The following is an 18,455-nucleotide window of genomic DNA, read 5'->3' on the forward strand; positions in this document are numbered from 1 at the left end:
ATTAAATTAACATATTTTGTCATAAAATGTTTATTTTTGTATATAAATTATTAAAGTAAGTAATTATTTTTTTATTTTATAAACACTTTAAAATATTATTTTATTATAAATTAATGTGCCCGCTCTTAATCTTTCTGTGTATTGTAGAAGGATCTATACCTATTTTTTCAGAAGCCTTTGTAATAGAGCCATACCTATCAATTGCTCTAGGTATAATTATTTGATCTACTATCTTATAAGCATCGTTTAAATTTACTATACCATTTATTACGATAGGAGATGTCAAATCGTTTTCCTCCGACAAATTATCCAAATTTATAAGCATATTAAATTCATCTTCTCCAATAGTATTTTTTACTGAAAGAACTATAAATCTTTCTATAATATTCTTAAGTTCCCTTATATTACCGGGCCAAGAGTGTTCATTTAGCAGATTAAATACTTCAGGTGATATACTTACTCCTCTATTGTATTTATCATTATATAACTTCAAAAAATGCTCAACTAAAGGAACAATATCTTCCTTTCTTTCTCTCAATGGAGGTATTTTTATCGGAATCACACTCAGTCTATAGTACAAATCCTGTCTAAATTTCAAATTATCGTGTAGATCTTCATTAGAGATATTAGTGGCACTTACATATCTAACATCAATTTTTATTGGTTTACTTCCACCGACTCTGGTTATCGTATTTTCTTGTATTACCCTAAGTAATTTTTTCTGCATTTGAAGTGGTAATTCACCTATCTCATCTAAAAATATTGTCCCACCATTAGCTTGCTCAAAAAGACCTTTTTTACCAGTTTTCTTAGCACCAGTGAACGATCCTTCTTCATATCCAAAAAACTCCGATTCTAACAACTCATTTGGAATAGCACCACAGTTAATAGCTATAAATGGTTTTTCCCTTCTAGGGCTATATCTACAAATCTCTCTAGCTATTATTTCTTTACCTACACCAGATTCACCAGTTATAAAAATAGATGAATCAGAGGCTGCTGCTCTTTTGACAACGTTTTTAATATTTTCCATAACTCTGCTTTTACTTATGTAATCGGAATTCAATACTACCCCATGGTGCTTAGCATGGGATTCTAAATTTATAACTCTCGAAATATCTCTACCTGTAAGGACTCCGCCTTTTACATTACCCTTATTATCACAAATAGGAACTGCAGTATATGCTATTACCTTTCCTCCAGGATAGACTATATTTTTGTAGGTTTTTTTCTTAAGTTCTAACATATTTAGTATTATAGGTTCTTCCACTAAGCCCATATAAACTAGCTTGTCAATATTTCTTCCTAAAACTTCTTTCCTTTTAAAAGGCAATATCTCATCACATAGACTATTCATCTTCTCGATAACGCCATCTTTATTGAATATAACTACTACTTCATCAATATGCTCAATAATATCCTCTACGACATTATCTGTTATCATAGATTTTTCAAATAGATATATATATTGTATGTCATTTCTGTAATCTCTGATAGAGTATACATCTACAAACATATTTAAATCCCTTAGTTTAACATTTTTTCTATTATTCGAAAAATAATCATTGTTACTAAAGGTATCGTCCAAATCAGCTATACTCGATGGCTCGTCCATGTCTACGAAATTAAAAATCTTTTTCATTTGTGCATTAAACTCTAGTATCTCTCCAGTTTCTCTGCATAAAATTGCTGGATTTTCTAAATGATTAATAAAGCCTCTAAAATCATTGTACACTTTATTCAGCCCTTCCTTATATAGTAAATTAAATCCGCTGTTGAAATATAAATAAAACAAACTTTTCTACTCTAACAATATTATATCATTTAAAATGTTTAAATTTACGATAATTGTTAATTTTTTATAAAATTTGTCTTTTTGTCGAATTTACTATATTTTATTTTGTTTTTTATATAATTAATATTAAATATTTGGTTTATATTATATTAAATATAACTTGGATGCTGAATCAAATAATCCTTGTATATAATGAATAATGTTCTTATACACAAGGATTATTTGGGTTAGGCTTACTATAAAGTATAAATTCTATTTAAATATTTTTAATCCATCTGAATTTATGCATTTACTAATTCTATCAAATCATCTACACTGTCAAGTTTTTCAATAAGTAGCGGTACTATTTCTTTAACGTCGCCTACTATTCCATAGTCTGCTACATCTAGTATTGGGGCTACTTCGTTTTTATTTATAGCAATAATATAATCAGAAGACTGCATACCTGCTAAATGTTGTATAGCTCCAGAAATACCACAAGCTATATAAAGATTTGGTTTAACAGTAGTTCCTGTTTGTCCAACTTGGTGAGAATGATCTATCCATCCAGCATCTACTGCTGCACGAGATGCGCCAACTACTCCACCTAATTTGTCAGCTAATTGTTTTAACATATCAAATCCTTCTGGCCCACCTATTCCAAGACCACCAGATACTATGATATTTGCATCAGTTAAAGACACTAGATCTTTTTTTGTCTTTACAGTTTCAACTACTTCTACTCTTATATCATCTTTATTTAGATTAAATGTTATTGGAACTATTTTTCCATTTTTAGAAGTATCTTTTTCTGCTTTATCCATAACTCCTGGTCTAACTGTAGACATTTGAGGTCTTGTGTTAGGACATATAATTGTAGCCATTATATTACCACCAAAAGCTGGACGAGTTTGTTTTAGTTTTTTATCTTCTGGATCTATTTCAAGTTTAGTACAATCTGCAGTAAGTCCAGTGCTCACTCTTGACGCTATTCTTGGAGCTAAATCTCTTCCTATATGTGTAGCACCATAAAGTACTATTTCTGGCTTTAATTCATTTATTGCATCAGTTATAACTTTTGTATACCCATCTGTTGTAAAACTTTCTAATAGAGCATCATCAGCAGTATAAACTGTATCTGCTCCATAAGCAACTAATTCTTTTGCCATAGAATCTACATCTTTACCAAGCAGTATAGCGCAAAGATCTACTCCTATTTCATCAGCTAATTTTCTACCCTCACCAAGTAATTCTACTACAACCGGTGTAATTACACCTTCTCTTTGTTCTGCAAATACCCAAACATTTTTGTATGAGCTAAAGTCTTTTATAGTTTCATTCATTTTTGTATCCATTTTAACCTCCAACTTATATAATGTGCTTTTGTTTTAGTCCTACTAGTACCGTATTCACAATATCTTCTGGATTGCCTTTAAGTATTTCACCCTTACCTCTTGGATCTGGTGTAAATGATCTAAATACTTTTGTTGGTGAAGCTTTAAGTCCAACTTCTTCCTTTTCTACATCTAAATCATCTATTGTCCATACCTTTACTTCTGTTTTAAATGCTTTTACTATTTTATCAACAGACATATGTCTTGGCTCGTTTAATTCTTTAACTGCTGTTAATAGAACAGGTTTTTTTACTTTTATTACTTCATATCCATCTTCTAATTGTCTCTGTACTGTTACTGTATCTCCATCTATTGAGAAATCTTGCACATAAGTAACTTGAGGTATATCAAGTTTTTCAGCTATTTGTGGTCCAACTTGAGCAGTATCTCCATCTATTGCTTGTCTTCCAGCAAATACTATATCATAATCTCCAACTTTTTTGATTCCTGCTGCAATTGTATTTGAAGTTGCCCAAGTATCAGCTCCTCCAAATGCTCTATCACTAAGAAGTATAGCTTCATCAGCACCCATAGCTAAACATTCTCTAAGCATAAAATCTGCTTGAGGAGGTCCCATTGTAATTACTGTTACAGTTGAACCTTCATGTCCATCTTTTAATTTTAGAGCTTCTTCTAACGCATTTGCATCGTCAGGATTTAAGATACTTGGAACACCATCCCTAATAAGTGTCCCTGTCTCTTTGTTTATTCTAACTTCATTAGTATCTGGAACTTGTTTTACGCAAACTAATATTTTCAAAGTCTTTACCTCCATTTAACTAGTATAAATTATTTTAAAATGATGAGTTTATTTTAAAATATTTGAAGAGATTACCATTTTTTGAACTTCTGATGTACCTTCGTATATAGACATTATTCTTGCATCTCTGTATATTCTTTCGATTGGATAGTCTTTTATAAATCCGTATCCTCCGTGTAGTTGTAGTGCTTTGTATGCAACTTCATTTGCAGTTTCTGCTGCATAGTATTTAGCCATAGCAGATTCTTTAGTCATATTCACGCCGGCATCTTTCTTCACAGCTGCATCATAAACTAATCCTCTTGCAGCATTTACCTTTGTCTCCATATCAGCTAAAGTAAACTGAGTATTTTGGAATTTAGAAAGTGATTTACCAAACTGAACTCTCTCTTTAGTGTATTTAATAGCTTCGTCAAGAGCACCTTGAGCAATTCCTAGAGCTTGAGCTGCAACCCCTATTCTACCTGCATCAAGAGTGTTCATAGCTATTTTAAATCCTATACCTTCTTTTCCTAAAAGATTTTCTTTTGGTACTTTAACATTTTCAAATATTAAGTCTGAAGTTTGAGTTCCTCTGATACCCATTTTATCTTCATGAGCTCCGTGAGAAAATCCTTCCAAATTACTCTCTACTATAAATGCTGTTGTTCCTTTTAAACCTTTTGATCTATCTGTAACAGCTATTACTATAGCGAAGTCACATATAGGTGCATTAGTTATAAAAGTTTTTCTTCCATTTAATATATAATAATCTCCATCAAGTTCTGCTGTTGTTTGTTGTGCTGAAGCGTCAGATCCTGCTCCTGGTTCTGTAAGACCGAATGCTCCTATCATTTCACCTGATGCAATACCTCTCAAATATTTTTGTTTATGTTCTTCTGTTCCATAGTTAAGTATTGGTAGAGATACTAAAGTTGCTGCTGCAGTTGCATATGTTCCAGTTGATGCGCATCTTCTACTAAGCTCTTCCATTATTATTGCATATGACACATAGTCGGCACCTGCTCCCCCATATTCCCCAGGTACAGTAACACTTGTGTATTTCGCTTGCGCCATTTTGTCCAATAACTCTCTCGGCATCTCACCAGTTTTGTCAATTTCTTCTGGTAGTGTTGACAATTCTCTGCTTACAAAGTCTCTTACGGCTTTTCTTAAAAGTTCTTGCTCTTTATTAAATAACATATTCTCCTCCATTTTTATATTCTATTATTTTTGATATGAGGTATTATAAAAACGAAATCTCTATAAATAATAGCTATTTCATATTTGCATATAAATTTACGTCTTTAGTTTATTAAGTATAGAGATCTCGATTGTTACTAATATAAATTTAGGCTAAGCTAAGCATCTCAGAGAAGGCTTGAACACGAGTTCTAACTTGCTCATTATTTGATGTCTGTTGATCTACTTCTATAAATAATGTAGGAATGTTTTTAGACTCTATATCCTTTTTAACCACTGGATAGTCGTATTCCTCTGGATCACAGAATTTCATCATACAGAATACAACCCCATCTGCATCTTTAGCTTTTGCTTCATCAGCTATCATAGATCCACGTTTTTTATCTGGATCGTAAGCTAATGAACATCCTTCTATGTTTGACCACTGTCTTGCTAGTCTTTCTAAAGCATCTTTTCCTTCTGGTACTAGAGTTCTAAATTGTCTAGATTCTTGAGCTAAATCATCTGCTACAACAGTCATATTGTTCTCTTCTAATATTTCTAATATATCTTTTGAATCAAGAGAAATACCTGTAAGCACCACTTTACTTCCAATACATTCTTCAGTTGGTTTTTTGTTTAATTCTGAAATAAGATTTTTCACTAAATCAGTGTGCTCCTCTTTTTTCATAAAGAATCCACTTTTAATAACTAAATTTCTAACTGAAGGTTTTATTGTTTTTGAATATTTTGGAGATAACTCTACAAATTCTTGCATTACTTTTCTATGTTCATTGTATATATCTATACTTTCTTGTAGTTTTTCTTCTGTTATCTCGTGTCCACATATCTTTTCTAACTCTGCCTTGATGTTTTTATATTCATTAATAAGGTATTTTACACCAGACTCTAACTTTCTATTTTGTGGATAAACTAATGCTATATAAGGAACTTGAGGTACAGCTGACTTCCAGTTTTGTCCTAAACAAATTAGTGTATCACACATCCCAGGTATTATTGCAGCTGAAAGTTCATTGTAAGCCCCTTTAAGTCCAAATTCTAAAGATGATTGCATGATTGAGCATGCAAATGCTGGGAAGTATTGTTTAGCTAAATCTAATTCAGTATGCCCACCCCATATTCCAACAGGAAACATCCCTGCTGCATGAATTATCTCTTCTGGACAGTAAACTGGGAAACATCCTATAGCTTTATTTCCAGTATCCTTCTTAAATTTTTTGATTACTTCGTTTGGGTTATCAACCACTTCTTGCATTCTAGACAAAATAGCTTCCATTATATTTCACCTCTATTAAGATTTTTTCTCTCATCCATAACTTCAACTAGACCTTGTATTCTTGTTTCGAATTGTGCCTTAGTAAATGCTCTAGGATCGGCTTGGTCACCATCAAATCCTGCTGAAGGTATACCAGTGATTTCTTCAGTTTTTCTTTGCATTTCGTACTGAATCAAACTCATAAGTTTACAGCTTCTATTCATATGATAAAAAGCTCCATCACATTTGCCATCTTTTAAAGAGTTAACTCTAAAATCTGTCATTTTATCTAGGTTAACGTTGTTAAACATTCCACTGTAAGCTCTTGCCATACCATCCAGATCATTAACTTCATATTGAAGTGCCCATGCGTGTGGATAAACACTACCTGTCATATTTACTCCGTATTTTGCTAGTGTTTTCATTTTAAAACCTATAGTAGGCCAGCAAGGTATTCCCTCCATCATGATTCTGTACTTTTCTTCACCTCTAAATGAAGACACTTTAGTTTTCTTATTTTCCTCTAATTCATCTATTAATATTTTAAACGCTTCTGTAGTCTCTTTTTTTCCTCTTGCACATACGATAACAGCCATATAAGTAAATAAGTCAAATCCGTTCATTGGAGATGGATCAGACCCTTCTGGTAAACTCATTGAATACTTCCAAAGTCTACCGTTTTCAGCTGATATCTTCATTACTTCTTCAAATTTTTTAGGATCAAATTTCTTGCCTGATATTTTTTCTAGTCCTTTTATAGCTTCTTCAAATTGTGCCTTGATGTATTCAACTCTCTCTTCTGTAACGTGATCTTCGTTATTAAAAGGTACATCTACCATTATCATAGGAATTTTTAATTCTTTTGAAATGTTTTCATACCACTTTATAACTTGATCACAAATATTGTTACAACATAGCAAGAAGTCTGGTGTAGGCATATTTAAAGTATCACTTTTTCCTTTGTCTAAAAAACCAAAATTTGTTCTAGCATAAGCACATAGATCTATTGAATAGCCATCTGCTTCTGCTCTTTCACATAACTCTAATGATTCTTTTTTTGCTGCAACACCAGCAGCATGATTCTCTGGATAGCATAAGTTTAAGTCGAATACTTCTGCTAATTCTTGAGGAAATACTGAAGTTGCCCAACCAACTGGTCTACCTTCCTCTTTTGCTTTAAAAGCATTTGCATACTGCTCAGCTAAGAGCTCATTGATTACTGTTTTAGCATCTTTTTTTTCAGACATTTTCATCCCTCTTTACTTTTATTTTTTTGTTTCATTATAAGCATATATAGCTGCTCCTAAGGCACCTGTAAGTTGAGGTATTTCTGGAACTATTATCTTTGTGCCTAGCTCTCTTTCCATTGCTTTAACAACACCTGGGTTTTTTGCTACTCCCCCAACCATTACTACATCTTCTTTCACGCCAATTCTTTTTACCAAACTGGCAACCCTTTTTGCAACTGAAGTATGAATTCCTGCAACTATATCTTCTATAGCTATATCATTTGATAAATGTGATATAACTTCTGATTCAGCAAAAACTGTACAAGTATTACTTATAGATACTTCCTTTTGAGATTTTATTGAAATATCTCCAAGATCCGATACATCTACTTCAACAATTTTAGCCATAACATCTAAGAATCTACCCGTACCTGCTGCACATTTATCATTCATCAAAAAGTTTAGCATTACCCCATTTTCATCTAACTTAAGTGCTTTAGCATCTTGACCTCCGATGTCTATTACTGTTCTAACTGTAGGTATTAAAAACTTTACACCTTTTGTGTGACAGCTTAACTCACTAATTTGTTTATGAGTATCTGCATACTTCATACGTCCATAACCAGTTACTACAGTATTTTCAATATCATCTTCAGTTATATTAAGTTTTTTATACAAATCTTCAAGAACTCTCGCTGGTCCGCTAGTACCTGTTCCTGAAGGAATTGTAGAGTAGGCTGCTATTTCTTTTCCATCTTTTAAAATCAGCCCCTTAGATGCAGTCGATCCTATATCTAATCCCATTGTGTACATTTTTTGAGTCGCTCCTTTATAAATCTAGACTAGTTCTTTTGCAGCATCCACTTTTATAGCTTGAGAATTAGCCATAGCCATTATTTCATCATCAGTGTATCCTAATTCCTTAAGAACTTCTTCTGTGTGTTCACCAATTCTAGGCGCTGGCGTGTATTCTTTTATTCCCATAGTTTTAAATTTAACAGGTCCATTTACAAGTACTCCTTCATTTCCATTTGCATAAGTAGTCTTAAATAAGAAATCGTTTGCCCATGCTTGCTCATCAGTAAGTAGATCTTCACAACTTTGAACTTTTTCAAATGGTAAATCTGCTTTTTCTAAAAGTACTGACCACTCATCTAATGTTTTTTCAAGCATTGCTTTTTCTACTATTTCTACCATTTCTTCAACATGTAATGGCATAACACTTATGTCGTTAAATCTATCATCTTCCATAATTTCCGGTCTGTTAATAACATCACAGAATCTTGGAAGCCATTTATTGTATTGTATTAAAGCAAGTTGTATCCATTTATCATCTTTACATTTATAAGTAGTCATAAGTGGACTGTTTGGCTCTGCTCTTGATATAGGCATTTCGTTTCCATATTGAGATGTTGTAACCATCATTCCCATTCCGTATAGTGCAGTGTGGAATAGACTTACTGTTACTCTATCTCCTTCTCCAGTAACTTGTTTTTTGTATAGAGCCGCCATGACTCCAGCTGCAAGAGATATACCTGCGTAGTGATCACCAAATCCTGCTGCTGTGTTACATGGTGAAGTTCCTTTTTCCATTAATGAGTGGCTAACTCCACCTCTAGCAAAGTATGCAGTATAGTCAAATCCTGGTTTATCTTTTAATGGACCTTCTTCTCCATATCCTAATATGTGTGCATGAATAAGTCCTGGGAAAGCATCTTTAAGTTGATCGTAAGTAAGACCTATTTTTGCAAGAGCTTGCTCTCTCACATTTGTAACAAATATATCTGATTTTTCTAGAAGTTTGTGAAGTACTTCAACACCTTCTTTTGTTTTAACATTTACGCTTATACCTTTTTTATTTCCATTTTCAAGCTCGAACATTGGATTTTCATCATCAGTGTACGGAGATTTAAAAGTTCCACCCATAACTCTTATTCCATCTCCGCCAAGTGGTTCGATTTTAATTACTTCTGCGCCCCAATCACCAAGTAATTTGGCACAGCAAGGAGCTGCAACGAAACTTGACAACTCAACAACCCTAACACCTTTTAGTAATGCTTTATTATCCATAACTCAACCTCCTATAAATTATAAAATTGTATAATACTGAATTTTGTAATTAAGAACTTTTAAAAAATAAAATTTAAATAAATTTTAATAAATTTGAGCTGAAATTTTATTTTACTCATAATACTGTTAAGCATTTAACGTGCCAACTGTTATATTTTTCTTTCAATCGTTAATTTTTACACATTCCTACATGTTTTGTCATTAAGAAGATCTTACTGTGAAAAATCAATTCCATTGCAAAAGACCATATACATCTTGCACAATGCAAGACTTTTATATTTTTTTAATTTTTTATCTATTAATATACAAATGTTTTGTTGAAAAATTTTACATTTATCTTGTTGTAAAATTAACAACTACATGCTATCATGTAATCATCATAGCACATATTTAGTTAATTTTTTAATTTACAAAGTGGTATAAAATAGCTATGTGCATTTTTATAAATAATGATCAAATTTTATTCACTTTTGAATCATTACAAAAATTCAATATAATAGAAAAGCTATCTATATACTGTTATAGTATCTATTTTTTTTATATATTACTTTCTTTAATTGTATGATAGCTTGTCTATTAAAAAAACAAGGGGGCTTTAATATGAAAATATTGATGTTTAGTAAACGTGAACATGAATTGCCAGCAATATCAAAGTGGGTTGAGGAAAATGGAAACAATATTCAAGTCGATACAATTGAAGAAGGTTTATCAGCTGCTACTGTCGATAAAGCCAAAGGTTACGATGGAATTTCAATCCAACAAACTAATCCAATTGATGAGACAATAGTTTACGAAAAATTAAAAGAATTTGGAATAAAACAAATAGCTTCAAGAACAGCTGGAGTTGATATGATCGATTTAGATCAAGCTATTAAGAACGATCTAATCATAACAAATGTACCAGCTTATTCACCAAACTCAGTTGCAGAACTTGCTGTAACTCAAACAATGAATCTTCTAAGAAATATGCATCTTATAAACAGAAACGTTAATGCTGGAGACTTCAGATGGTCTGCAAACTTAATTGCAAGAGAAGTCAGATCAATAACTGTTGGTATAGTAGGAACAGGTAAAATAGGATCTACTGCTGCAAGATTATTTAAAGGTTTAGGAGCTAACGTTATAGCTTATGATGCATATGTAAATGAATCTCTAAAGGATGTTCTAACTTATACAGATTCATTAGAAGATCTTCTTAAAGTGGCAGATGTTGTATCTCTACACACACCTCTTACAGAAGATACAAAACATATGATAAATAAAGATAATCTAAAACTTATGAAAAAAGGTTCTTTCTTAGTAAATGCTGGACGTGGTGGAATTATCAATACAGATGATTTAATCGACGCTCTGGAAAACGGTATCATATGTGGAGCTGCCTTAGATACTTTTGAAACTGAGGGAACTTTCTTAAATCAAGTAATACCTCATCACGATCTTACAGATCCACAAATAAAGAAATTACTAAACATGGAAAACGTGTTATTTACTCACCATATAGGTTATTTCACTACTACTGCAGTAGATAATATCGTTAGTATAAGTTTAGACTGCGTTAAAGATGTCTTAACTACTGATAATAGTGCTAATAATGTATTACCAGCTATGGCACTTAAGTAGTAAAGACTTAATAAAATAGACTTCCCAATAAAAAAGACTATCTCTTTTATTATGTTTAAATATAGATAGTCTTTTTTTATTTCTTAATTTAACATACGATGAATTGAAGTATACTAATAAAAAAATATTAAATTTAGATAACGTAATATTTACTCATCATATAGCATTTTTTATATCCACCGCTGTAGATAATATAGTCAGTGTAGGTTTCCAAAAGTAAAAAAGATGATTTCTATAATAGAAATCATCTTTTTTATTAAAACTATATGAAAAATTTTTTAATTTTATTAATTTATGCTTCCTCTATTACATATGCTTTCTCTTGACTCTTTGATGGTACAAAGTTACCAATTATACCAGCTATCACAACCGGTACTACCCAGTTAAATCCAAGTTCATGCAATGGTAAACTCTCTACTAATGGTACATTGATTCCATATCCAGTTAATACAGTAGCTATACTTATTATTAAAGACATGTACACAGAGAATTTAAATACATTGTCGTTTCTGATCTTCTCTGTAAAGAACGCTAATATTATAAGTACTATTGATGGAGGATATACCACACTAAGTACTGGAGAAGCTAATTTAATAATATTTCCAACACCCATTGAAGCAACTGCTGCACTGAATATACAAACAGCTAAAACAACCTTTTCATAAGTAATTTTTCCATTTGTAAGCCTAGAAAAGTATTGTCCTGTCGCAGAAGTCAAACCTATTGAAGTAGTTAAACATGCTAGTGCAACTGCTACTGCAAGTACAGATTTACCTATATTACCAAGCAATGAAAACGTTATATTAACTATAACTTGGGTTTGAACCGCGTTTACATCATTCATAGTAGATACTGTAGCACCTAAATAACATAACCCTCCATAAACAAGCGCTAAACCAACGCACGCAACAATACCTGACACAAGAATTGCTTTCAACTTAATCTTTGATCCTTTGTAACCTTTTTCATTTAAAGATACTATAAGCACTGATGCAAGAGCAATCGCTGCAAACGCATCCATAGTTTGGTATCCTTGAGCTATACCTTCTGCAAATACACCATCTATCATTGGCTTATCAACTATAGGTCCAATTGGATCAACTATACCTTTTATTATAATTACTGTAAGAGCTATAAATAAAGCAGGTGTTAGGTACTGTCCTACAATATCGACAACTTTAGATGGCTTTATTGTAAGTACATATGTCAAGACAAAGAATACAATACAAAATAATACCACTGGTATTGAATTTCCGAATAACGGAGTAATACCCATTTCAAACGTTGTAGCACCTGTTCTTGGAATAGCTAAGAAAGGTCCTATACAAAGGATATCCGCGCAGGCTATTGCTATACCTAATTTTTTACCACATCTTTCAAACATTTTATTTACATCACCATTAAATCTTGTAGTAGCCATTACTGCTAATAAAGCCAATCCGGCATCTGCAAATGTGAACCCTATAAATGCTATTAACCACTCAGGTCCTGTTATAATACCTAGATACGGCGGAAATATTAAATTTCCTGCCCCAAAGAACATTGCAAATAATGCAAAACCAAAAACTAATACGTCTTTTCCTCTTACACCGGTCGTTTCCATTATTTATAAACCCCCTCATTTTTATACTTAAGTCTCCTTAAGTTAATCTAAATAAAATTTCATCTATTAAAAAAACGTTAATAAATTAAATTTACGTTAATTAGGCTAACGTTTTCTTAACATTTCATGATTAATTATATAGTGTTAAAATCGAAGTGTCAAGAAGGTTTTGAATTGATAAAAAATTCTCAATAGCAATTTAAGTATGATTTTTTTGTTTTTAATATTTTTTTATAATGATATTTTATCTATAATTATTTTTCAAAATAAAAAACAGAAGTTAAGACATTATTTCTTTAACTTCTGCTTTTTTCTATTATTTTGAATTATTGAACATTTTTTTATTTTTTATATACTTTTTATACACACTTTTATACCTATTTTATATCATTTACATCTTCAAGTGTTATCTTACCTATTTTTCCCTCTCTAAATTCATTTAAAACTGTACTTGCAATTCTTATATAGTCAAGCTCATTTTTTCCAGCTTTAAATCCTCTTTTTATACCTATCATATCCATAGTGTCCAAAGGTGTTTCTCCTAGAGATTCCAGTTTATATCTCTCTTTTAGCTTCTCTGGTTCTATTGTCATAAGCTTTTCAATAAGTCTAAGAGCTAGAGTCTCTACATCTAAGATTTCATCTTTTATTGCTCTGCTAAAAGCCAAATTTAGTGCTACTTCTTGATCCTCAAACTTTGGCCATAATATACCAGGCGTATCAAGCAACTCCAAGTTTCCTTTTAATCTCACCCATTGTTTTCCCTTTGTTACCCCTGGCTTGTCCCCAGTTTGAGTACTTTTTCTACCAGTTAATTTATTTATTAACGACGATTTACCAACATTTGGTACACCGACAATCATAAGTCTAACTGCTCTTTCTTTTCTACCTTTTTCTTTAAGTTGATCCATTTTATCTTTTGTTACTCTTTTACATTCATCTATGATTTTGTTTATTCCCGTCCCTTTCATAGCATCTACTGTAATAGCTTTTATTCCTATTTTTTCGTAGTACTTTATCCATCTATCAGTCTTTTCCCTGTCAGCCATATCAATTTTATTAAAAACGACTACTCTAGGCTTGTTTCCTACTAACTCATCTATTTCTGGATTTTTACTACTAAACGGTATTCTTGAATCTAGGAGTTCTACTACAACGTCCACAAGCTTCAGATTGTTTTGTACTAACTCTTTAGTTTTTTTCATATGGCCAGGGTACCAGTTTATATGCAGATTATCGTCCATTAAATATTCTTCATAATCCTTAGACATGATTTACCTCCTCATTTTTATTTATATATTTAATTATCTATAATAAAGCTAATTATATTATTGCTAAGTAAGTTCATAATTAAACAGAAAAGAGACTGAAAACTCAGTCCCCTCTATTTAAAGTAAAGCCTCTAAAATTATCTTCTTGCTTCTTTTATCTTAGCAGCTTTACCTGTTCTACCTCTTAAGTAGTTAAGTTTAGCTCTTCTAACTTTACCTTTTCTAGTAACTTCTATCTTTTCTAGCTTAGGAGAATGAACTGGGAAAGTTCTTTCTACGCCGATACCGAAAGATATTTTTCTAACAGTGAAAGTCTCTCTTGCTCCTCCACCTTGTCTCTTTAAAACTACACCTTCGAATATCTGAACTCTCTCTCTTTTACCTTCTATTATTCTTACGTGTACCTTTACAGTGTCCCCAGGTCCAAAATTAGGGATATCACTTTTTAATTGTTCTTGCTCTAATGATTTTAATATTTCGTTCATCTTTCTTCCTCCTGATATCATAGACGTTCTTAGCTACTTGACCATTGTAAACAGAGGAACGCCCGTATTTTCAACAGTTTATATTATACTATATAAAATATCTATTTACAAGCTTTTTCAGTAATAATAGCCTTTATTATATTCATTATTCATTTATAGATTTTTCGTAAAGATCTTTTCTTCTCTCTTTGGTTATCTTTATAGACTCATTTTTTCTCCACTCATCTATATTTTTATGATTCCCAGAAAGTAAGACATCTGGCACTTTTAATCCCTCAAAGTCTCTTGGCCTTGTGTAGTGAGGATATTCCAATAAATTATCCTTAAATGATTCTTCTTCAAAAGACTCATTTTGATTTAAAACACCAGGAATAAGTCTAGATATAGCATCTATCATTATAAGTGCTGGAAGTTCTCCACCAGTCAATACAAAGTCTCCAATTGATATTTCATCGGTTATTATTAAATCGATTATTCTTTGATCTACACCTTCGTAGTGTCCACATAAAAGTATCACATCTTCGCCAATTGAAAGCTCTTCTGCAATTGTCTGCTTAAATACACGACCTTTAGGTGTCAAATATATAACCTTAGGATCTTTAATATCGAATTTATCGACAATATGTTTATACGTATCATAAATGGGTTGAGGTGTCATCACCATACCAGCACCGCCACCAAAGGGATAGTCATCAACCTTCTTATGCTTGTTTGTTGAATAGTCTCTAATATTATAAACATGTACTTCTATTATTTCCTTTTCAACAGCCCTTTTCATTATACTTTCATTCATGTAGGATGTAAAAATATCTGGAAAGAGTGTCATAATATGAAATCTCATATTATCACCTAGTCAATCATTCCCTTTATAGGGTCTATAATCATTTTTCTTTCTTCCATATTGATTTCTGGAACAAATTTTAATATAGAAGGTATTAGATATTCTTTACTATCACCTTGTACAACATATACATCATTTGCTGAATACTGAAGTACATCTTTGAGAACTCCTACATGAACTCCTGCAACCGTAAACACCTCTAGACCTATCATATCAGCAATAAAGAACTCATCTTCCTCTAGATCTCTAGTATTATCTCTACCCACATAGATAAATTTATTTCTAAGCTTTTCAGCCTCTTCAATATGGTTTATTGTTTTTATCTTCATTACAACCATTTTACCTTTATAGCGTACTCTTTCAACTTCCAATTCAGCCTTTAGATCTTTATCTAAGTAAAACTTATCTAAATTGTCAAATCTATTTATATCATTAGTAAGAGGATATACTCTTACTTCTCCTTTTAACCCCTGAGTGTTAACTATCTGTCCAATCTTAAAGAGAGCTAATTTTTCATCCATCTTTTCACCTTCTTTATTTAATTATGTATAGTTTTATAGATCTTATACCTATTAACTAATTATAATCAAGTATAATAAACAAAAAGGATTAGGTGAATACCTAACCCCCATTTCTATATAATCTCAAGAGTAACCTTGATTTTTTCTTTGTTTGCTACCGATCTAACAACAGTTCTTATAGCTTTTGCTATTCTACCTTGCTTTCCGATAACTTTACCCATATCGTCCTCTGCAACAGTAAGTTTTAAGACAGTAACACCTTTGTCTTCAGTTACATTAACGACAACTTCATCAGGCTTGTCAACTAGAGCTTTAGCTATATCTTCAACTAACTCCCTCATATCATACATCTCCTAATAAAAAATTATATTATTTAGAAGCCTCAAATTTCTCCATTACTCCATTTTTAGCAAGTAAGTTTTTAACTGCTTCTGTTGGTTGAGCACCATTTTTTAGCCATGCAACAGCTTTTTCATCGTTTATTTTCACTTGTTTTGGTTCAGAAACTGGATTATAGTATCCTATTTCCTCTATGAATTTTCCATCTCTTGGTGATCTAGAATCTGCTACTACTATTCTGTAGAAAGGTTTTTTATTTGCACCCATTCTTTTTAATCTTATTTTAACTGCCATTTACAGCACCTCCGAAAATTGTGATTTTGTATTATTTTATTTGAAAAAAGGTAAACCTCCCAGTCCGCCTCTTTTTTTCATACCTTTTTGTGCTCCTGTAAACATCTTCATCATCTTCTTCATTTCATTGAATTGTTTTATTAGTCTGTTTACATCTTGCACAGTAGTTCCACTACCTCTTGCTATACGCTTCTTCCTAGAAGCGTTTAACACTGTTGGATTTCGTCTCTCATAAACTGTCATGGCTTGTACAATGGCTTTCGTTCTTTTCATCTCTTTTCCATTGACGTCTACATCTCCAAGTTGATCCTTTATCTGACCCATACCTGGCATCATTCCTAAGATTTTATCTAGTGGACCCATATTTTGAATCTGTTCCATTTGCTCTAGGAAATCTTCAAAATCTAACTCTTGTTTTTTAATTTTTTGTTCTAACTCTTTTGCTTTTTCAAGATCTATTGTCTCTTGTGCCTTTTCAATAAGGCTAAGTACGTCGCCCATTCCAAGAATCCTTGAAGCCATTCTATCTGGATGGAATGGTTCTAAATCTTCAAGTTTCTCACCCATACCAATAAACTTAATAGGCTTTTGAGTTACAGCTCTTATTGAAAGAGCCGCACCGCCCCTTGTATCACCATCAAGCTTAGTAAGTACTACTCCATCGATTCCAAGTGTCTCATTGAAACTTTCAGCGACATTCACAGCATCTTGTCCAGTCATTGAGTCTACAACTAATAGAATTTCATGAGGTTTAACCTCAGTTTTTATTGACTGTAACTCCTCCATAAGAACTTCATCTATATGAAGACGACCAGCTGTATCTATTATAACTATGTCATTACCATTTTTATTCGCATGGTTGAATCCTGCCTTTGCAATATCGAGAGGTTTCTCTTTATCACCCATACTAAATACTGGAATATCCAGTTTTTCACCTACTACCTCTAATTGTTTTATAGCTGCAGGTCTGTATACGTCACATGCAACTAATAGGGGTTTTTTACCTTGCTTCTTAAAATAACCTCCTAGTTTACCAGATGTAGTCGTTTTACCAGCACCTTGTAAACCAACCATCATTATTACTGTAGGTGGTTTTGATGATATGCTTATCTTGCTTTGAACATCACCCATAAGCTCTGTAAGCTCTTCATTAACTATTTTTATTATATGTTGTCCTGGTGTCAAGCTCTGCATAACTTCTTGGCCGACACATCTCTCTTGCACTTTTTTAATAAAGTCCTTAACAACTTTGAAGTTAACATCGGCTTCTAATAAAGCTAACTTGACTTCTCTCATTGCATCCTTTATATCGCTCTCAGTAAGTTTTCCTTTTGACTTTAACTTACTAAATGCTCCTTGCAGTTTATCAGATAAACCTTCAAATATCATTTTATCATCCCCCTACATATATCTTCTATACTTTCCAACTTAGGGATTAAATCATCAAAGTCTTTTTTGCTTTTTATGTTCTCTTTTAAATTGACTATTTCATTAAATACCAATTTAACGGAATGCTCGTGTTCTTGAAGTTTAGATACTAATTGAAGCTTATCTTCATAGTCTCTAAGTATCTTTTCTGATCTTTTAAGCGTATCGTACACACTTTGTCTTGATACACCTAAATTCTCACTTATCTCTCCAAGTGAGTAGTCTTCTTCATAGTATAAACTAACTATCTCTCTCTGTTTCTTTGTTAGTAACTCTCGATACTGTTCAAATAATAAACCTACTTCAACCATTTTTTCTATATTCATATCAAACACTTCCAAACATATACTGTAAAGTTCTTTTACTTTACACATTGTATTTTAACTTAT

At 32.1% G+C, this 18,455-nt stretch carries 18 protein-coding genes; 1 reads left to right on the forward strand and 17 read right to left on the reverse strand.

From position 1 onward, the window contains the following. Window positions 1-103: 103 nt before the first annotated feature. The 8 genes from KQI18_RS02105 to KQI18_RS02140 all read right to left on the reverse strand — a co-directional run bounded on the left by KQI18_RS02105 (window position 104) and on the right by KQI18_RS02140 (window position 9,664). Window positions 104-1,735, reverse strand: a complete 1,632-nt coding sequence (locus KQI18_RS02105; RefSeq protein ID WP_216465964.1) for a sigma-54 interaction domain-containing protein — start codon at window positions 1,733-1,735, stop codon at window positions 104-106. Between the two features lie 341 nt (window positions 1,736-2,076). Continuing rightward, a complete protein-coding gene (locus KQI18_RS02110; protein WP_216466247.1) occupies window positions 2,077-3,117 on the reverse strand; it encodes an electron transfer flavoprotein subunit alpha/FixB family protein in 1,041 nt (346 codons plus the stop codon). Between the two features lie 25 nt (window positions 3,118-3,142). Beyond that, a complete protein-coding gene (gene etfB, locus KQI18_RS02115) occupies window positions 3,143-3,928 on the reverse strand; it encodes an electron transfer flavoprotein subunit beta (protein WP_216465965.1) in 786 nt (261 codons plus the stop codon). A 48-nt stretch (window positions 3,929-3,976) separates the two neighbouring features. After that, window positions 3,977-5,110, reverse strand: a complete 1,134-nt coding sequence (acdB, locus tag KQI18_RS02120) for a putative isocaproyl-CoA dehydrogenase AcdB (RefSeq protein ID WP_216465966.1) — start codon at window positions 5,108-5,110, stop codon at window positions 3,977-3,979. 148 nt (window positions 5,111-5,258) lie between these two features. Next, window positions 5,259-6,386 (reverse strand): 2-hydroxyacyl-CoA dehydratase subunit D, encoded by a 1,128-nt coding sequence (locus tag KQI18_RS02125; protein ID WP_216465967.1) that lies wholly within the window; start codon window positions 6,384-6,386, stop codon window positions 5,259-5,261. Next, window positions 6,386-7,612, reverse strand: a complete 1,227-nt coding sequence (hadB, locus tag KQI18_RS02130) for a (R)-2-hydroxyisocaproyl-CoA dehydratase subunit HadB (protein ID WP_216465968.1) — start codon at window positions 7,610-7,612, stop codon at window positions 6,386-6,388. Before hadB ends, KQI18_RS02125 begins: the two co-directional genes overlap by 1 nt. 18 nt (window positions 7,613-7,630) lie before the next feature. Next, the gene (locus KQI18_RS02135) at window positions 7,631-8,407 is read right to left on the reverse strand and encodes an acyl-CoA dehydratase activase (RefSeq protein ID WP_216465969.1); all 777 of its coding nucleotides are present in this window, start codon (window positions 8,405-8,407) and stop codon (window positions 7,631-7,633) included. A 24-nt stretch (window positions 8,408-8,431) separates the two neighbouring features. Continuing rightward, window positions 8,432-9,664, reverse strand: a complete 1,233-nt coding sequence (locus KQI18_RS02140) for a CaiB/BaiF CoA transferase family protein (RefSeq protein WP_216465970.1) — start codon at window positions 9,662-9,664, stop codon at window positions 8,432-8,434. Between the two features lie 600 nt (window positions 9,665-10,264). Between KQI18_RS02140 and KQI18_RS02145 the strand changes: the two genes are divergently transcribed. Then, window positions 10,265-11,284, forward strand: a complete 1,020-nt coding sequence (locus KQI18_RS02145) for a D-2-hydroxyacid dehydrogenase (RefSeq protein ID WP_216465971.1) — start codon at window positions 10,265-10,267, stop codon at window positions 11,282-11,284. 292 nt (window positions 11,285-11,576) lie between these two features. On the opposite strand, the gene brnQ is transcribed toward KQI18_RS02145, so the two are convergent. The 9 genes from brnQ to ylxM form a co-directional block, all read right to left on the reverse strand. Next, window positions 11,577-12,887: a branched-chain amino acid transport system II carrier protein gene (gene brnQ / locus KQI18_RS02150; protein ID WP_216465972.1), complete on the reverse strand. Its 1,311-nt coding sequence runs from the start codon at window positions 12,885-12,887 to the stop codon at window positions 11,577-11,579. A 377-nt stretch (window positions 12,888-13,264) separates the two neighbouring features. Then, window positions 13,265-14,158 carry a ribosome biogenesis GTPase YlqF gene (gene ylqF, locus KQI18_RS02155; protein WP_216465973.1) on the reverse strand — a complete coding sequence of 298 codons (894 nt, stop codon included), beginning with the start codon at window positions 14,156-14,158 and terminating at the stop codon, window positions 13,265-13,267. 137 nt (window positions 14,159-14,295) lie between these two features. Continuing rightward, complete coding sequence (gene rplS, locus KQI18_RS02160) at window positions 14,296-14,643, reverse strand: 50S ribosomal protein L19 (protein ID WP_216465974.1); 348 nt, start codon at window positions 14,641-14,643, stop codon at window positions 14,296-14,298. Between the two features lie 145 nt (window positions 14,644-14,788). Further along, on the reverse strand, window positions 14,789-15,484 hold the full coding sequence (gene trmD / locus KQI18_RS02165) for a tRNA (guanosine(37)-N1)-methyltransferase TrmD (RefSeq protein ID WP_216465975.1): 696 nt from the start codon (window positions 15,482-15,484) through the stop codon (window positions 14,789-14,791). 8 nt (window positions 15,485-15,492) lie between these two features. After that, entirely contained in the window at window positions 15,493-16,005 is a 513-nt protein-coding gene (gene rimM, locus KQI18_RS02170; protein WP_216465976.1) for a ribosome maturation factor RimM, read from the reverse strand. A 113-nt stretch (window positions 16,006-16,118) separates the two neighbouring features. After that, entirely contained in the window at window positions 16,119-16,346 is a 228-nt protein-coding gene (locus tag KQI18_RS02175) for a KH domain-containing protein (protein ID WP_216465977.1), read from the reverse strand. A gap of 28 nt (window positions 16,347-16,374) precedes the next feature. After that, the gene (rpsP, locus tag KQI18_RS02180) at window positions 16,375-16,638 is read right to left on the reverse strand and encodes a 30S ribosomal protein S16 (RefSeq protein ID WP_024620788.1); all 264 of its coding nucleotides are present in this window, start codon (window positions 16,636-16,638) and stop codon (window positions 16,375-16,377) included. A 36-nt stretch (window positions 16,639-16,674) separates the two neighbouring features. Then, window positions 16,675-18,027: a signal recognition particle protein gene (gene ffh / locus KQI18_RS02185; protein ID WP_216465978.1), complete on the reverse strand. Its 1,353-nt coding sequence runs from the start codon at window positions 18,025-18,027 to the stop codon at window positions 16,675-16,677. Beyond that, window positions 18,024-18,392: a YlxM family DNA-binding protein gene (gene ylxM, locus KQI18_RS02190; protein ID WP_216465979.1), complete on the reverse strand. Its 369-nt coding sequence runs from the start codon at window positions 18,390-18,392 to the stop codon at window positions 18,024-18,026. Before ylxM ends, ffh begins: the two co-directional genes overlap by 4 nt. Window positions 18,393-18,455 lie beyond the last annotated feature (63 nt).

Source organism: Metaclostridioides mangenotii (assembly GCF_018917235.1).
Taxonomy (GTDB): Bacteria; Bacillota; Clostridia; order Peptostreptococcales; family Peptostreptococcaceae; genus Metaclostridioides.